Source organism: Neobacillus niacini (genome assembly GCF_031457145.1).
GTDB lineage: Bacteria > Bacillota > Bacilli > Bacillales > Cytobacillaceae > Neobacillus > Neobacillus niacini_J.
In genome coordinates this window covers 359,570-374,822 of sequence record NZ_JAVDVZ010000004.1, presented here as the reverse complement: position 1 = coordinate 374,822, position 15,253 = coordinate 359,570, and the positions used below count along the sequence as shown (strand labels likewise).

The following is a 15,253-nucleotide window of genomic DNA, read 5'->3' as shown; positions in this document are numbered from 1 at the left end:
AATGTTAGACATGCGAAATTTCTTATATGTAACAATACGAAGACATGGCGAAAAAGTTTCATAATTGTATATAGTAGAAAATAAGAAAAAGTTTTTCTACCCGTATCTTTTTAAAACGTTGAAACGTTTATAGTGTAGAGAGTGTTAAGGGAGTGAAAATAATGTCTAACAAACTTAGCCTGTACACCATAGAAGCTGTGCAGCATAATGTAAGATCAGAGGATTCTTTTTGGGATAATTATTACCCGAGACTACAGAAATATTGTTGCTTTCTCGCTCAAAGTAAATGGGATGGAGAAGATCTTGCACAAGAAGCAACGGTAAAAGCAATGACCTATTACAGCAGAGATAAAATTACTTCAGCGTTATTAAATAAAATAGCCCATAATCACTGGATGGATACTCTTCGTAAAAGGAAAAGGGAAAATTTAGGTAATAGAGAAATTGGTGACAATACCTTTTCACCAATGGGAGATACTGCTTGTTCTGTGGACTTGTTACTAGACCGTTTTACTCCAAGGCAAGCGATCATTTTTATCTTAAAAGAAGGCTTTCAATATCAATCGAAAGAAATTGCCGAGATATTAAATACTACAGAAATGGCTGTAAAATCAAGTATAAACAGGGCAAAAAAACGCATAGAAAATCAAGGTGAACTCCATTCTCTAGATTCCTTTTGGGAAGACAAGGAACGAGAACAGCTTTGGCATCTTTTTTATGATTCTCTCGTCAGCCAAGACCCAACAGTCCTGATTAAAGCCATTCCGTCAATACGTAGTATTATGGATGTCCCTCAGGCATTCTCTAAAAAATCAATCCCATTCACTGCTTCAAATCCTTTAAGCACTCTCTGTATGGCTGCATAGGCAATTAATCGCTTATTAGGAGGATGGAATATGAGTACGATTCCATATGTTATTGAACAATCCAACCGTGGTGAACGGTCCTATGATATTTATTCACGTCTACTAAAGGATCGAATTATCATCATCGGGGATGAAATTAATGACCACGTGGCAAACAGTGTAGTTGCTCAGTTGTTATTTTTAGCAGCGGATGCCCCGGATAAAGAAATTTCTCTTTATATCAATAGTCCTGGAGGTTCCACTTCAGCTGGATTTGCCATTTATGACACCATGCAGTACATTAAGCCAGATGTTCGGACAATTTGTACTGGGATGGCTGCATCGTTTGGGGCAATGCTGCTTCTTGCAGGAACGAAAGGGAAACGATATGCCCTGCCGAATAGTGAAATAATGATTCACCAGCCACTAGGCGGTGCTAGAGGGCAGGCAACGGAAATTGAAATATCGGCGAGGCGAATCTTAAAGTTGAGAGAACATATTAATCAAATCATTGCGGAACGTACAGGTCAGTCGATTGAAAAAGTTGCGAAAGATACCGATAGAGATTACTTTTTAAGTGCGGAAGAAGCCAAAGAATATGGAATCATTGATGAAATTCTGTATCCTGAACAGTCATAAGGATATAATAAGCAAAATAACGGAAAAAGGTTAGCGCTAATTGCTGACCTTTTTTTATTGACACATATAACCACATGAAATATAGTTAAACAGGTGAATAGTTTAACAGTTGAACCAATATTATTGAAGAGTGAGGTGAGAAATGGACGATGGATAAAAAAATCATTCAGGAACTAATCAACCGCTACGTGTCCGTTTCTTTTGAGGTAAATAAGAAGGCAGCTTCACTAATTAAATGTCAAATAGGAGAAGATTTAACGATTGACCAACACTATATTTTGGGATACATTCAGCGTTCCTCCGAGTGCACTTCAACTGAATTGGCAGAGGCCTTTGAGGTAAATAAAAGTGCGATTACTGCAATCATCAACCGGTTAGTTGAGAGAGGAATCATACAGAGGACTCGTGACGAAAATGATAGAAGAGTTGTTTACTTAACCTTAACGGAGAAGGGAAAAGAACTGCACCATAAAACCCAGGAAAAGGTGCACCTGTTAGTAGAGTCTTTTATTACCCAATTCGATGAAAAAGAAATAACAAATTTCATTAATACGTATGAAAAATTAGCCCTTATATTAACCAACATGAAAAAGGCAGAAGTGGGGGAATAACTTGTGAAATCAATTTTAAAAAGAAAATGGTTTATCCTAATAGCATGGGTAGCATTTATTGCCGTTCTCTTTATGGCTGCACCAGATATGGAGAAGCTAGTTCGTGAGAAAGGTCAGATTAATGTCCCTGATGGCTATTCTTCTACTTTAGCTGAAGAAATTCTTAATGATGTTCAATCGAGTGAGAATAGTGGGAATGATTTACAAACCGCTTTAGTTTTTCATAGTGACAAGAAGTTAAAACAAGAAGACTTTGACACCGCTGAAAAAGCGGTTACCGTGTTGGAAAATAAAAAGAGTGAACTAGGTATCACCTTGATCCTTACACATTTCAATCAAGAAGAATTAAAGGAACAGCTTGTATCTGAGGACGAAGATACCATCCTTGTTTCTGTAAATGTATCAGCAGATGGAAGAGAAGGAAAGGAAATATCGAAAGCATTATATAATGCACTTGATGATGTAGAGTTAGAGCATTATTATACGGGGAACTGGCTGATAGCCGACGATCTTGTTACAAACTCTCAAGAAGGCCTTAAGAAGACAGAAGGTATCACGGTTGTTTTCATCTTAGTTGTACTACTCCTTGTATTTAAATCTGCTGTTGCTTCTATTATTCCGTTAGTAACGGTAGGATTCAGCTATCTGGCTGCACAATCGATTGTTGCTATTTTAGTAGATAAAGTGAATTTCCCGTTATCAACCTTTACGCAAATTTTCTTAGTTGCTGTATTGTTTGGTATCGGAACTGACTATTGCATATTGCTGCTAAGTCGTTTCAAAGAGGAAATGTCAAAGAATGATAGTGTAGTAGAGGCAATTATTATAACGTATAAGAATGCAGGTAAAACAGTGTTCTTTAGCGGATTAGCAGTGATGATTGGATTTGCTTCGATTGGTTTTTCAACTTTTGTTCTGTATCAGTCGGCAGCAGCGGTAGCGATTGGGGTAGCATTATTGCTGCTTGCACTGTTTACAGTTGTTCCATTTTTCATGGCTGTACTAGGCAAGAAATTATTCTGGCCATCAAAAGGAAAACTTGAACATGGTGAAAGTAAAATATGGGGATTTGCTGGTAAATTTGCATTGGCACGCCCATTAATCGCTCTTCTGATTGTGGCAGCTATTTCTGTGCCTGCTTTATTTTCCTATGATGGAGATTTGTCGTTTAATTCATTAGAAGAAATTGGTGATGATTTTAATTCTATTAAAGGATTCAATATTATTTCTGATGCATTTGGTCCTGGTGAATCCATGCCAACGCAGATTGTCATTAAAAATGATGGTGAGATGAATACATCCGAATACATTGCTCTAACTGAAAAAATTAGTCAAGAACTAAGTAAAATCAGTGATGTTGATTCGGTTCGTTCTGTTACACGTCCGACTGGTGAAACCATTGACGAATTATATATTTCAGAGCAAGTGAAAAGTCTTGAAGACGGTCTTGGTCAAGGGAATGACGGAATTCAGAAGATTAGCAGTGGTCTTGCCGAAGCTGGGAGCCAGCTCGCTGCCAATCAGCCGAAAATGGAAGAAGCAACGGCTGGAATCAGCGAATTGATTACCGGAACAAATAAGTTACAGACTGGAATGGGAACGATCCAACAGAACCTTGCTAAAATTGAAGATGGTTTAAAACAAGGCGCAGCAGGATCGACTCAAGTAAAAGAAGGTCTTGAAGTCATAAAAACGAAATCTGCTGAAGTGTTAGCCGGCAGTAAACAATTGCTTGAAGGTTATAAACAGGCAGCTGGCGGACTTTCAACTCTTGCTGGAAATTACGAACAAATTACTATGGGAGTCAGCAGTTTACACGATACCTTAGCATCAACAAATCAATATTTTGCTAATTTAGAAAGTGATTATAGTGATATTGGGCAAAATGAAAATTACCAAGCTATTAAAATGACCATTCAAGGGTCTCAAGCTGCAACAGCAGAATTAGCTGGAAGCCTAAACCAATTAAATGCTGGATTAACGGATGCGCAGCAAGGTATTGATTTTGCGAATGGTAAATTTTCAGAAGCTATTGCTGGTCAGGGAGCCCTTGTTAAAGGAATGGAGGATCTTTTAAAAGGTCTCACTGAAATTGAAACAGGACTTTATACGATGGGGAATGGCCAAGGACAAATCGTTGATGGCCTGCCACAGGTCACAAGCGGTTTAAGCGGGGTAAACAATGGACAGCAGCAGCTCCTGACCGGATTTAAGGACATGAGTGGTCAAATTACTCAGTTGACAGATGGGTTGACGCAAAGTTCTGATGGTCTAAATCAAGTCTCTGATGGTCTAGAATCTGCACAAGAGTATCTTGCTGGTGTATCTAAGCAAGAAAAAAATGGTTTTTATATTCCTCAAGATGTTCTCAATGGCAAAGACTTTGAGCAGGCATTAGATGTGTATATGTCAAAAGACCGAAAAGTCATGACAATCGATGTGGTCTTTACTAAAAACCCATATTCTAACGATGCATTGGATCGTATTCCAGAAATTAAGGAATCAGTGGATCGAGTGGTTAAAGATACAAAACTTGAGAATGCTGAAGTAGCTGTAGGCGGAGTATCAAGTATGCACCATGACCTAGATGAAATTTCGCAAGCGGATTATTCAAGAACGGTCGTACTCATGCTAATTGGGATTACCCTTATTTTAATCATTTTGTTCCGTTCGATTATTATGCCTCTATACTTGATTGGTTCTTTAATATTAACCTATTATACTTCGATGGCACTTGCAGAGGTTATCTTCGTAAATTGGTTAGGCTATACTGGTATTAGCTGGGCGGTTCCGTTCTTCGCATTTGTTATCTTAATCGCCCTTGGAATTGACTATAGCATTTTCTTAATGGACCGTTTTAACGAGTTCAAACAAATGCCAGTAGAACAAGCGATTCTTGAAGCTATGAAGAAAATGGGGACCGTTATTATCTCTGCAGCGGTTATTTTAGGCGGTACTTTCGCTGCAATGATGCCAGCTGGTGTGTTATCATTGCTTGAAATTGCAGCAATTCTTTTAATAGGGCTTTCACTATATGCACTCGTGATTCTACCATTGTTTGTACCAGTAATGGTAAAAACATTCGGCAAGTCAAACTGGTGGCCATTTAAAAAGAATAACGATTCGGTGATAGACAATCATTCTACTCATATGTAAAAAGAAGCACGCTGATTTCTCAGCGTGCTTTTCACTTATTCAACTATAACGGTTCCTTTAAACATATTCATTCCACAGCTAAAAGTGTATTGACCTGCTTTGTCGGGTGTAAAGGATAAATTTGTTTTGCCAGCCTTAAGATTAACATTATCCAAACCAAAATCAGGCATCATAAAGGTTGAAAAACAGCTATTATCACCTGGATTTGTAATATTTAATTCAACGGGTACGCCTTTTTTTACTTTAATTACATTGGGAGAATAACCAGTCGGAGTAACCATCATCTCAATTTTAGGCTTTGATTCCTTTGTAAGATCGAGTTCTGTTTTTTGTGGCGCAGCAGCCTCCTCTTTTGCTTGAGCCGCTTCACTTTTACCGGGTATTTTGACAAAATCACTGCTGTATAAAAATAAGAATAAAGCAATCAGAACTAGTCCGGCTGACAAAATATTAAAAGGTGAAATTCCTTTTGTATCAAAAGAAAGTTTTCCATTTGTCTCTACAATTATAAATAAAATGACAAGACCAAGTATAATAACATATAAACCTAGAAAAATTCCTAGCATGATGGCAGGATTATCAAATTGAAGGATTGCCCCTAGGAGAGCACCGACGATTCCGCTTAAAATCCCAGAGACAGAACCGCCCAGTATTGCCAATATCCCAACTGGCTGGCCTGAAATAAATCCAAGTATAAAGCCAATCAGTGTACCCAAACCAACGGGAAGAAATAACGATCCTGACAGAATTCCGCTAATATAGCCAGCTAATAGCCCGCCCATCATTGTAATCACGATGACTACCATAATTCCAGACAAGTTTGCCAGCTTCTTTTTATGGCGGTGTAAAAGATAAATAGAATAACCTGTAATCAAACTAATAATTGTTATTGTAATAATCGATAATATATACATCTGAAAATCCCCTCTAAAGTTAATAAACAATATAGGTACATTATAAATGTATTCATATAATAATAAATTGTATTTTTGGTGGCTTTTATGAACGTTTGATGAAAACTTAGGGGAAATAAAAAAGACGTCATAAACGTCTGGAGTGGGACTACTCTTTTTTATCGGGATCTAATGTATTTTTATAGATTCTTTTTAAGGCTTCATTTTGCATTCTCATTAGGTCCAGTAAGTGTCTTTTTTCTTCTTCCTTTTCCGCCTTGGTCATTTCTTCCTTATTCAAGGACATCACCTCATTCAAGATTAATTGTAACCGATTCGGAAAGGAGAATAAAGATAGCAGATTGAGTATAATTAGAAAAATAGGCAATAATAAGAATTATATTCCAAAAATATAGTTTGACATTTATGTGTGGGAAATATATAATTTTTTAAAAAATACTATTGAAACGTTGATGAGGATTAGTAAAATGAAAGTTGTCTTACAAAGAGAGGAAACCACTGGTGGAAGGTTTCTTAAGACAGACATTTGAACCTGCCTCGGAGTTCTGTATCGGATCATTTTGATGAAGATACATGCGGATAAAATCCGTTATCATGTCGAGAGTATAAAGCATTAGCTTTATGAATTTAGGGTGGTATCGCCAGGTCTTGGTCCCTTTTTGGGGCCAAGGCCTTTTTATATTCAAAAAAAATAATGAGGTGTCAAAATGGCAAAGGAATTTGTAAAAGATGTAACCAGTATGGATGAGGATTTCGCCCAGTGGTATACAGATGTTGTAACAAAAGCAGATTTAATTGATTATTCAAGTGTACGCGGATCAATGATTATTCGCCCTTATGGGTATGCCCTTTGGGATAATATAAAAAATGAATTAGACCGCCGCATTAAAGAAACGGGACATGAAAATGTCTATATGCCATTATTTATTCCTGAAAGCTTACTACAAAAAGAAAAGGATCATGTAGAAGGCTTTGCGCCTGAAGTAGCATGGGTTACTCATGGCGGTTCTGAAGAATTGGCAGAAAGATTAGTAGTCCGTCCAACATCAGAGGTTCTTTTTTGCGAGCATTATAGCAATATCATTCATTCGTACAGGGATTTACCAAAGCTTTATAATCAATGGGCAAACGTGGTCCGCTGGGAAAAAACGACTCGTCCTTTCTTACGGACATTAGAGTTTTTATGGCAGGAAGGTCATACTGCACATGCGACCGATGAAGAAGCGATGGAAGAAACCATCAAAATGCTGAATGTCTATGCAGCGATTTGTGAAGAGATTCTCGCGATTCCTGTATTAAAAGGTCAGAAGACTGAAAAAGAAAAATTTGCAGGTGCAAAAGCTACTTTTACCATTGAGAGCTTGATGCATGATGGTAAGGCACTTCAGTCTGGAACCTCTCACCACTTTGGAACAGGGTTTGCGGAAGCATTTAATATCCAATATACCGACAAAGAAGGCAAGCTTCAGTATGTGCATCAAACATCATGGGGCTTTACAACAAGAATTATTGGGGCATTAATTATGGTGCATGGCGACGACCGTGGTCTTGTTATACCTCCAAAAGCTGCGCCAACTCAAGTTATGATTGTGCCAATTGCACAGCATAAAGAGGGAGTTCTCGATTTTGCATATGATTTGAAAAAGTCTCTAGGTCAAGTTGCCCGAGTGGAAATCGATGCAAGTGATAAAAAGCCAGGCTGGAAATTCAATGAATATGAAATGAAGGGGATTCCAGTTCGTTTAGAAGTTGGCCCAAAAGATATTGAGAACAAGCAGGTTGTGTTAGTAAGAAGGGATACATTAGAAAAGGTATTCGTTCCTTTAGATCAATTAGAAACAAAGCTAACAGAATTACTCGATGATATTCAATCTAATTTATATAATAAAGCATTGAATCACCGTGAAGAAAGAACATCCGTAGCAGTAACGCTTCCTGAATTAAAGGAAAAACTTGAAGCGAAACCAGGCTTCATTAAAGCAATGTGGTGCGGCGAACTCGCTTGCGAGGAGAAAATCAAAGAAGACACAACAGCAACTTCAAGATGTATTCCTTTTGAACAAGAACAGGTGTCAAATACTTGTGTCTGCTGCGGTAAAGAAGCAGACAAAATGGTTTATTGGGCAAAAGCATACTAATTTAATCAATAAGCCCCTTTCATTTTAGGAAGGGGTCTTTTTATTAATAAGGAACTCTTGGTGACCGAAATCTTAAGAAATCTGATAAAGTGGTAACCAAGAAAGGCTCTTGGTGACCGATATCTTAAGAAATCTGATAAAGGGGTAACCAAGAAGGGCTCTTGGTGACCGAAATCTTAAGCAATTCGAAAAAGTGGTAACCAAGAAGAGCTCTTGATTCCCAAAATCAAAGAAAAAATGAAAAAGTGGTATCCAATTAGAGTTCATGAAGCTGAAAAAATTAGAAAAAAACCTCATGAAGGACTTATGAGGCCAAAAGGCGAAAATAAAAGGTAATAAGGAGCATAATGCAAGAAGACCGATTTTCTAAGGGGGGAAACCAACTGAAACCAAGTTTAATAGAGTTTCCAGAGGAGTTTACTACTGAGCGATTATTAATTCGTAAACCCATGCCAGGTGATGGAAAAGCAGTATACGAATCAATGCAAGCCTCACTGGATGAGCTAAAGCCGTGGATGCCATGGGCTCATACCAATCAATCTGAACAGGATGTTGAAGCGAATATACGGGATAGTATTGCTAAATTTATAAGCCGTGAGGATTTAAGATTACATATTTTTAATAAAGATAGTGGGGAATTTATCGGCTCAACTGGGCTTCATAGGATCGATTGGGCTGTGCCTAAGTTTGAAATCGGCTATTGGATTGATACTCGTTTTGCGGGCAGGGGTTATATAACGGAATCGACGCAAGCATTAACAAAATTTGCTTTTAGCGAACTTAATGCAAAGCGTGTTGAAATCCGCTGTGATTCTTTAAATCGTAAAAGCCGTTCCATTCCAGAAAGATTGGGTTATACATTAGAAGGAATCTTGAAGAATAATAGTATCTCAGTTGAAAGTAAAGAACTAAGAGATACATGTATTTTTGCAAAATATAGCATATAAAACCAATGCTTAAGTACTAGTTCGAAATATTCAAATATAATTGTGTGTGATTTGCATCACTTACTTCTAGTGCGTTTTCTCATATAATCACTATATAAACAGTGATAACCACTACATAAGGAGTGATATTTTTTGTTAAATCAAAGAACGATTGAAATCATTAAATCAACTGTACCTGTCTTAGAAAAACACGGAGAAACGATTACAACACGTTTTTATCAATTGATGTTTGGGAATCATCCTGAACTATTAAATGTCTTTAACCATGCAAACCAAAAGCAAGGAAGACAACAAAAAGCACTTGCAGGAACCGTTTATGCGGCTGCTCAATATATTGATAACCTAGAAGCAATCCTTCCGGTTGTGAAACAAATTGCTCATAAACATAGAAGTCTTGGCATTAAAGCAGAACATTATCCGATTGTTGGAAAATACCTATTATTAGCGATTAAAGATGTACTTGGAGACGCTGCAACAGATGAGATTATCAATGCCTGGGCAGAGGCTTATGGAGTAATTGCCGATGCCTTTATTAGTGTTGAGGCAGAAATGTATGATGAAGCAGAAAAGCAAATAGGTGGATGGGATGGTTTCCGCAACTTTGTTGTGGACCGTAAAGTAACAGAAAGTGATGTTATTACTTCCTTCTATTTAAAACCGGAGGATAAAAAGGCACTTGCTCATTTCCAACCAGGTCAGTATATCAGTATTAAACTTGAAATCGCTGGCGAGAAATTTACCCATATTCGTCAATATAGCTTGTCTGATTCTCCTGGCAAAGATTATTACCGCATAAGTGTAAAACGTGAAGCAGGCACAGTAAACCCAGATGGAATGGTATCTAATTACCTTCACGATGGCGTAAAAGAAGGAGATATCCTTAAGGTAAGTGCTCCGGCAGGGGATTTTGTACTGGATACTGGAAAAACTACACCTGTTGTGTTATTAAGCGGCGGTGTAGGTTTAACACCGATGTTGAGTATGTTAAAAACAGTAGTTGAGGTTCAGCCGCAAAGAAAAGTAACTTTCATTCATGCCGCAGCAAATGGTAATGTCCATGCATTGAGAGAAGAAGTAGAAACATTAACTTCGCTCGAAAATGTAAACTCATTCTTCTTTTATGATTCACCGACGGAAGATGATCGTAAGAACAATACTTTTGATGTTGAAGGATATGTGACTCAGGAGTGGTTAGTAAGGAATATCCCAAAGTTTGAAGCAGACTTTTATTTCTGTGGTCCTACACCATTCATGAAATCGATTAACAGTTCATTAAAGAATTTAGGAGTTACCGAAGACAGAATTAACTTTGAATTTTTTGGACCAAAAGGCAGTTTAGAAGACAGTGTGAAGAAAGAACCGGTTTCCATTTAGGAAATCGGTTTTTTTTATGAGTTGAAAGTTTGATTCATCCAGTAATTGTGATTAAATAAAAGGTAGAAATAGCCAGAAAGGATGAATCTTTTTGAACAAGAGCGTCATACGGTCTATAACCATTATATCTGTGTTTTTTTGTCTCCTTTGGCTGGTTGGATTGGGCTGGGCAGTAGGCGAATATTATGCAGGTAAGCCGGATACAATCCCAGAGAAAACCAACGTTGAAAAGAAAGCAGAAAAAAAGGAAGAACTTCATATTGTTGCTATGGGTGATTCCTTAACAAGAGGAACAGGTGATGAAACCGGGAAAGGATATGTAGGTGTCCTGATGGATGAAATAAAAGAGAAATCGAAGCAGGATGTAGTGCTAACGAATCTTGGAATTACCGGGCAGCGGTCGGACCAACTAAAAGAGCAAATTCAGCAGACTGAAGTTAAGCGGCAGCTTCAAACTGCAGATATGATTGTTATAACAATGGGTGGCAATGATTTGTTCCAAGGCGGCCAAGGGTTACTAGAGTTTGATACAGTAGACATCTCTGGGATAGAACAAAAATTTCTTGAGAATATGAATTTTACTTTTCAGCAGATTCGAACAAGTAACCCCAAAGCAAATGTCTTTTTTATTGGTTTATATAATCCCTTTAGTGATTTAGAGCAGGGAAAAGAGATGTCTAAGGTAGTTCGTCATTGGAATTATCAAAGTGCTGAATTAAGTGCAGCATACCCTAATATTGTCTTTGTGCCAACCTTTGATCTATTTGAGTTGAAGGTAAATGATTATCTGTATACTGATAAGTTTCATCCTAATACAAAAGGGTACCGTTTAATAGCAGAACGAGTTGCTTCGTTGCTTACCTGGTAAGGAGACCGACCAAATGGAGAAAATAACATTATCCGTACATAATTTAAAGAAAGTAATCGGTAAAAAGGAAATCATTAAAGGGATTAGTTTTGATTTAAAGGAAGGAGAGGTATTTGGGTTCTTAGGCCCGAATGGTGCAGGGAAAACGACAACTATCCGAATGCTGGTGGGATTAATTAAGCCTACATCTGGAAAGATTCAAATTGGCGGTTTTAACATCGTAGACAACTTCGAGGAAGCGATGAAGAATCTTGGCTGTATCGTTGAAAATCCAGAATTATACCCGTATTTGTCTGGGTATGACAATCTGCTGCATTTTGCACGTATGCTAGATGGAATTGGCGAAGAACGAATTAGAGAAGTTACAGAGCTTGTGGGCCTAAAAGATCGAATTTATGACAAAGTAAAAACCTATTCGCTTGGGATGAGACAAAGACTAGGAATTGCTCAAGCGTTATTAGGAAGACCCAAAGTATTAATTCTCGATGAACCAACGAATGGATTAGATCCTGCCGGGATCAGAGAAATGCGGGGATTTATCCGTTTCCTTGCCGAAGAAGAAGGACTAAGTGTGCTTGTTTCCAGTCATTTATTGAGTGAAATTCAATTATTGTGCGACCGAGTGGCGATTATTTCAAGGGGAACCGTTATTCGAACAGATACGGTTCAACACTTGTTATCAAATAGGGAACGAGTAGTTTGGCGCTTTCATCCGACTGAAGAGGGGAAGCGAGTTTTAAGTGAGTTCACGACCATTGAAGAAAAAGATGATGGTTCCATTTTAACGGAATACGATGAAATGAAGACGGCAGAGTGGAATAAAATGCTCGTTGAATCAGGAGTATCTGTGACAGAGATGAATCGCAAAATGCCAGTATTGGAAGATTTATTCCTCGAACTAACCGGGGGTGATTCAATTGAATAAACTGATTCAAAATGAAATGATGAAACTGATTGCCAAAAAACGCCTAGTTGTAATTGCAATTATTATCGGCATATTGGTTGCATTATTCACCTATGCACAATTCAAAGAGGTTGAAAGGCAAAGAGAAAAGTTAGGAACGGATGATTGGCGGACGATTATCCAACAAACAATTATTGATCAGCAAAACCGGATAAGCAGCCCCCGTATTTCAGATGAATGGAAACAACAGCTGCAAATTGCAATGCAGCAAAATCAATATTATCTTAATCACGATATCAACCCGTCAGAGCCAGGTGCCCCGACGTTTATGAGAATCTTCTTAGAGAACTCCATTGAATTATTTATTCCATTAATGGTTATGGTCATTGCTAGTGATTTAGTATCTTCTGAGCATAGTCAAGGCTCCATTAAGTTATTGTTGACGAGACCGGTAAAAAGGTGGAAAGTCCTACTGAGTAAGTATATTACTCTCACCCTTGCAATATCGTTGATTGTTGCGATTACAGGAATCCTTTCCTACTTAATCTCAGGTTTGGTTTTTGGCTATAAAGGCTGGGGAGCACCAGTTTTAACTGGTTTTAGTGTCACTGATGCAGGATTAAATACTGCAAGTGTGAAATTAATCGACCAATGGCAGTTTTTATTAATGGACTTTGGACTAGTTTGGTTTGTGGCTATAGTAGTCGGGACACTATCCTTCATGTTATCGGTTCTAATTCGCAGCACGGCTGCAGGCATGGGTGTTATGTTGGCAGCCCTTATATCTGGAGCCATTCTAAGCAATATGGTTTCATCTTGGGAGTCTGCGAAATACTTTTTTATGGTGAATTTAAAGTTAACCAACTATATGAATGGAAATCCTCCACCAATCGAAGGGATGACACTTTCCTTTTCGATGATGGTCCTTCTTGTTTGGTGGGCTGCTGGATTATTTGTTTCCTTTGTTGTATTTACCAAAAAGGATGTTTATTAGAATAGAAAAGAGTTATTCCTGAAAAAGGAATAGCTCTTTTAGTTTTCCTCAGACTGTTTTTTTCCAGCTCTAATATATTCTTTTATTCTGTTTAACATGGTTTTGTCAGAAAGATAGCGGAAAATCGATATGTCTGGAACGAGATTTGCTTCAATAAACCATGGTTTTCCGAATTGATCTATGCCAATATCCAATCCCCACATTCGTGCATTAGGATAAACCTTTGCCATCTGCTTTGCAACCAATAGGAGTTAGATAAGCTGTCGGGTATAAGTCCTAAGATTGGAAAAATTATTCTATAAGAAAAACCACCCTTCAACATGAAAGATGGTTTTCGATGCCTTAATTTGGGGGATTAAGGCAACTGGTATCAATAAGGGATGTTCTAATCAATGGGAAAAGGGGAGGGAGTCCTTTTACCCGGGTAAAAAGGAAATCTTTTTATTAGTGGTCCATAGTTACTGGTTAGCAGTTACTTTTACTGGTTCTTTGCTGAAGCCAAAGTGCTGTTTAATGATAAGGGAAGGACCGCCAAGATTTAACAAATATCGAGCTTCAATTACTTGTTTCATAAAAGCTCCAAATAATCCAGAAAGTCTAAAGCTTCCAACCTTACCAACTGCAGCAAAGGTACCAATAGATGCTACAGATCCTTTATGATGATATTCAAAAGCTTTTAAGCTTCCTCCACGGATGGTTGCGACGATATTTTTCGCGCAAACATCTGCTTCCTGAAGGGCTACCTGTGCTGTTGGAGGTAAAGCATTTTTTTCATCCTTCATGAATAAAGAACAGTCACCGATACTAAAGATGTTTTTCATATCCTGAACGCGGAGGAATGAATCGACTGGCAGTTTGTTTTTTATAACCGGTAAACCACAGTCTTGAACAATCGGATTTCCTTTTACACCACAAGACCAGATTAGTGTACGAGTTGGGATCTCTATATCGTTTTCAAGTACAACCTTCTCGGGTGTACACTCAAGTATTTTTGTAGACATATGAAGTTGAATATTAAAATTTTCTAAAACCTCTGTTGTATATTGGATGGATTCCTTAGGGAAGAACGGAATGACAGATGCAGCCGCCTCTACTGCTACAATTTTAACTTCATCAAATGGAACATCATACTTTTTACATAGTTTAGGAAGTCCTTCAGCTAATTCCCCTAACATTTCAACTCCCGTAAATCCGCCACCAGCCACAACAAAAGTAAGGCGTGAAGGGTCTTTGTCTTCTTTATAAAGAGATAATTGTCTGATGATTTGATTATAAATTGCTTTTGTACTTCTAAAGCTGCGAATAGCAAAGGCATGTTCCTTAATACCTGGGATTCCAAACGTTTCAATATCAAATCCTAAAGCGATTAATAAGTAATCATAGTCTACTGATTCTCCACCCTCAAGGTGTACAGCTTGTTTTTGAACATCTACTCCAGTAACACTGGCTTTTTTAAAGGTTGTTTTATCAGGATCAATTAAGTCTGGAATTTCCATAGCAATCTGACGATCTACTGCAGTACCAGCTCCAGTTTTATGTAGTTGGGTAGTGATGTAGTGGTATTCATGTTTATTGATTAATGTAACATCTGCTTCCCCTGACTTTAGTAACTTTTCCAGCTTCTTACTTGTAATAATACCACCGTAGCCTGCTCCTAAAATCACTATTTTTGGTTTTCTCATATAAATCCCTCTCCTATCCATAAGTAAATTTATCTACGATTATTATTGTGAAGTATTTCACATTCAATTCTAAAAAAATAAAGCATTTGCTTGTTTGTATTGTGAAATATTTCACATAACTTCTATATTCATAGAATACGATATTTATTATTAATTAACAAGTAGTATTTTTGAGATAAAT

14 protein-coding genes and 1 other annotated feature are annotated in these 15,253 nt (G+C 37.7%); of the genes, 10 read left to right on the top strand and 4 right to left on the bottom strand.

Annotated elements, in window-relative coordinates:
* The first annotated feature begins 161 nt into the window (after positions 1-161).
* The 4 genes from J2Y03_RS13160 (at position 162) to J2Y03_RS13145 (ending at position 5,251) form a co-directional block, all read left to right on the top strand.
* A complete protein-coding gene (locus J2Y03_RS13160) occupies positions 162-866 on the top strand; it encodes a sigma factor-like helix-turn-helix DNA-binding protein (protein WP_310194799.1) in 705 nt (234 codons plus the stop codon).
* A 30-nt stretch (positions 867-896) separates the two neighbouring features.
* Positions 897-1,484 carry an ATP-dependent Clp endopeptidase proteolytic subunit ClpP gene (clpP, locus tag J2Y03_RS13155; protein ID WP_310194798.1) on the top strand — a complete coding sequence of 196 codons (588 nt, stop codon included), beginning with the start codon at positions 897-899 and terminating at the stop codon, positions 1,482-1,484.
* Positions 1,485-1,633: 149 nt separating this feature from the next.
* Complete coding sequence (locus tag J2Y03_RS13150) at positions 1,634-2,095, top strand: MarR family winged helix-turn-helix transcriptional regulator (protein WP_310194795.1); 462 nt, start codon at positions 1,634-1,636, stop codon at positions 2,093-2,095.
* Positions 2,096-2,098: 3 nt separating this feature from the next.
* Positions 2,099-5,251, top strand: a complete 3,153-nt coding sequence (locus tag J2Y03_RS13145) for an MMPL family transporter (RefSeq protein ID WP_310194794.1) — start codon at positions 2,099-2,101, stop codon at positions 5,249-5,251.
* A gap of 35 nt (positions 5,252-5,286) precedes the next feature.
* On the opposite strand, the gene J2Y03_RS13140 is transcribed toward J2Y03_RS13145, so the two are convergent.
* Together J2Y03_RS13140 and J2Y03_RS13135 are read right to left on the bottom strand one after the other, a co-directional pair.
* Positions 5,287-6,165 carry a cupredoxin domain-containing protein gene (locus tag J2Y03_RS13140; protein WP_310194791.1) on the bottom strand — a complete coding sequence of 293 codons (879 nt, stop codon included), beginning with the start codon at positions 6,163-6,165 and terminating at the stop codon, positions 5,287-5,289.
* A 148-nt stretch (positions 6,166-6,313) separates the two neighbouring features.
* Positions 6,314-6,445 (bottom strand): hypothetical protein, encoded by a 132-nt coding sequence (locus J2Y03_RS13135; protein WP_310194788.1) that lies wholly within the window; start codon positions 6,443-6,445, stop codon positions 6,314-6,316.
* Between the two features lie 160 nt (positions 6,446-6,605).
* Positions 6,606-6,825, top strand: a binding site (T-box leader).
* 47 nt (positions 6,826-6,872) lie between these two features.
* Here J2Y03_RS13135 and proS point away from each other — a divergent pair.
* The 6 genes from proS (at position 6,873) to J2Y03_RS13105 (ending at position 13,390) form a co-directional block, all read left to right on the top strand.
* Positions 6,873-8,303: a proline--tRNA ligase gene (gene proS / locus J2Y03_RS13130; RefSeq protein ID WP_310194785.1), complete on the top strand. Its 1,431-nt coding sequence runs from the start codon at positions 6,873-6,875 to the stop codon at positions 8,301-8,303.
* A gap of 383 nt (positions 8,304-8,686) precedes the next feature.
* Complete coding sequence (locus tag J2Y03_RS13125) at positions 8,687-9,250, top strand: GNAT family N-acetyltransferase (RefSeq protein WP_310194955.1); 564 nt, start codon at positions 8,687-8,689, stop codon at positions 9,248-9,250.
* Between the two features lie 132 nt (positions 9,251-9,382).
* Entirely contained in the window at positions 9,383-10,624 is a 1,242-nt protein-coding gene (gene hmpA, locus J2Y03_RS13120) for an NO-inducible flavohemoprotein (protein ID WP_310194784.1), read from the top strand.
* Between the two features lie 91 nt (positions 10,625-10,715).
* Positions 10,716-11,492: an SGNH/GDSL hydrolase family protein gene (locus tag J2Y03_RS13115; RefSeq protein WP_310194780.1), complete on the top strand. Its 777-nt coding sequence runs from the start codon at positions 10,716-10,718 to the stop codon at positions 11,490-11,492.
* Between the two features lie 13 nt (positions 11,493-11,505).
* Positions 11,506-12,417 (top strand): ABC transporter ATP-binding protein, encoded by a 912-nt coding sequence (locus tag J2Y03_RS13110; protein ID WP_310194778.1) that lies wholly within the window; start codon positions 11,506-11,508, stop codon positions 12,415-12,417.
* The gene (locus tag J2Y03_RS13105; protein ID WP_310194775.1) at positions 12,410-13,390 is read left to right on the top strand and encodes an ABC transporter permease; all 981 of its coding nucleotides are present in this window, start codon (positions 12,410-12,412) and stop codon (positions 13,388-13,390) included. The genes J2Y03_RS13110 and J2Y03_RS13105 overlap by 8 nt, the downstream gene beginning before the upstream one ends.
* Before the next feature lie 38 nt (positions 13,391-13,428).
* Here J2Y03_RS13105 and J2Y03_RS13100 read toward each other — a convergent pair whose 3' ends face one another.
* Positions 13,429-13,635 carry a YheC/YheD family protein gene (locus tag J2Y03_RS13100; protein ID WP_396954203.1) on the bottom strand — a complete coding sequence of 69 codons (207 nt, stop codon included), beginning with the start codon at positions 13,633-13,635 and terminating at the stop codon, positions 13,429-13,431.
* A 213-nt stretch (positions 13,636-13,848) separates the two neighbouring features.
* Positions 13,849-15,072: an NAD(P)/FAD-dependent oxidoreductase gene (locus tag J2Y03_RS13095; RefSeq protein WP_310194771.1), complete on the bottom strand. Its 1,224-nt coding sequence runs from the start codon at positions 15,070-15,072 to the stop codon at positions 13,849-13,851.
* Positions 15,073-15,253 lie beyond the last annotated feature (181 nt).

Coding starts and splice junctions, on each gene's coding strand:
- J2Y03_RS13160 (WP_310194799.1), top strand. CDS start 162: ATGTCTAACAAACTTAGCCTGTACACCATAGAAGCTGTGCAGCATAAT.
- clpP (WP_310194798.1), top strand. CDS start 897: ATGAGTACGATTCCATATGTTATTGAACAATCCAACCGTGGTGAACGG.
- J2Y03_RS13150 (WP_310194795.1), top strand. CDS start 1,634: ATGGATAAAAAAATCATTCAGGAACTAATCAACCGCTACGTGTCCGTT.
- J2Y03_RS13140 (WP_310194791.1), bottom strand. CDS start 6,165: ATGTATATATTATCGATTATTACAATAACAATTATTAGTTTGATTACA.
- proS (WP_310194785.1), top strand. CDS start 6,873: ATGGCAAAGGAATTTGTAAAAGATGTAACCAGTATGGATGAGGATTTC.
- J2Y03_RS13110 (WP_310194778.1), top strand. CDS start 11,506: ATGGAGAAAATAACATTATCCGTACATAATTTAAAGAAAGTAATCGGT.
- J2Y03_RS13095 (WP_310194771.1), bottom strand. CDS start 15,072: ATGAGAAAACCAAAAATAGTGATTTTAGGAGCAGGCTACGGTGGTATT.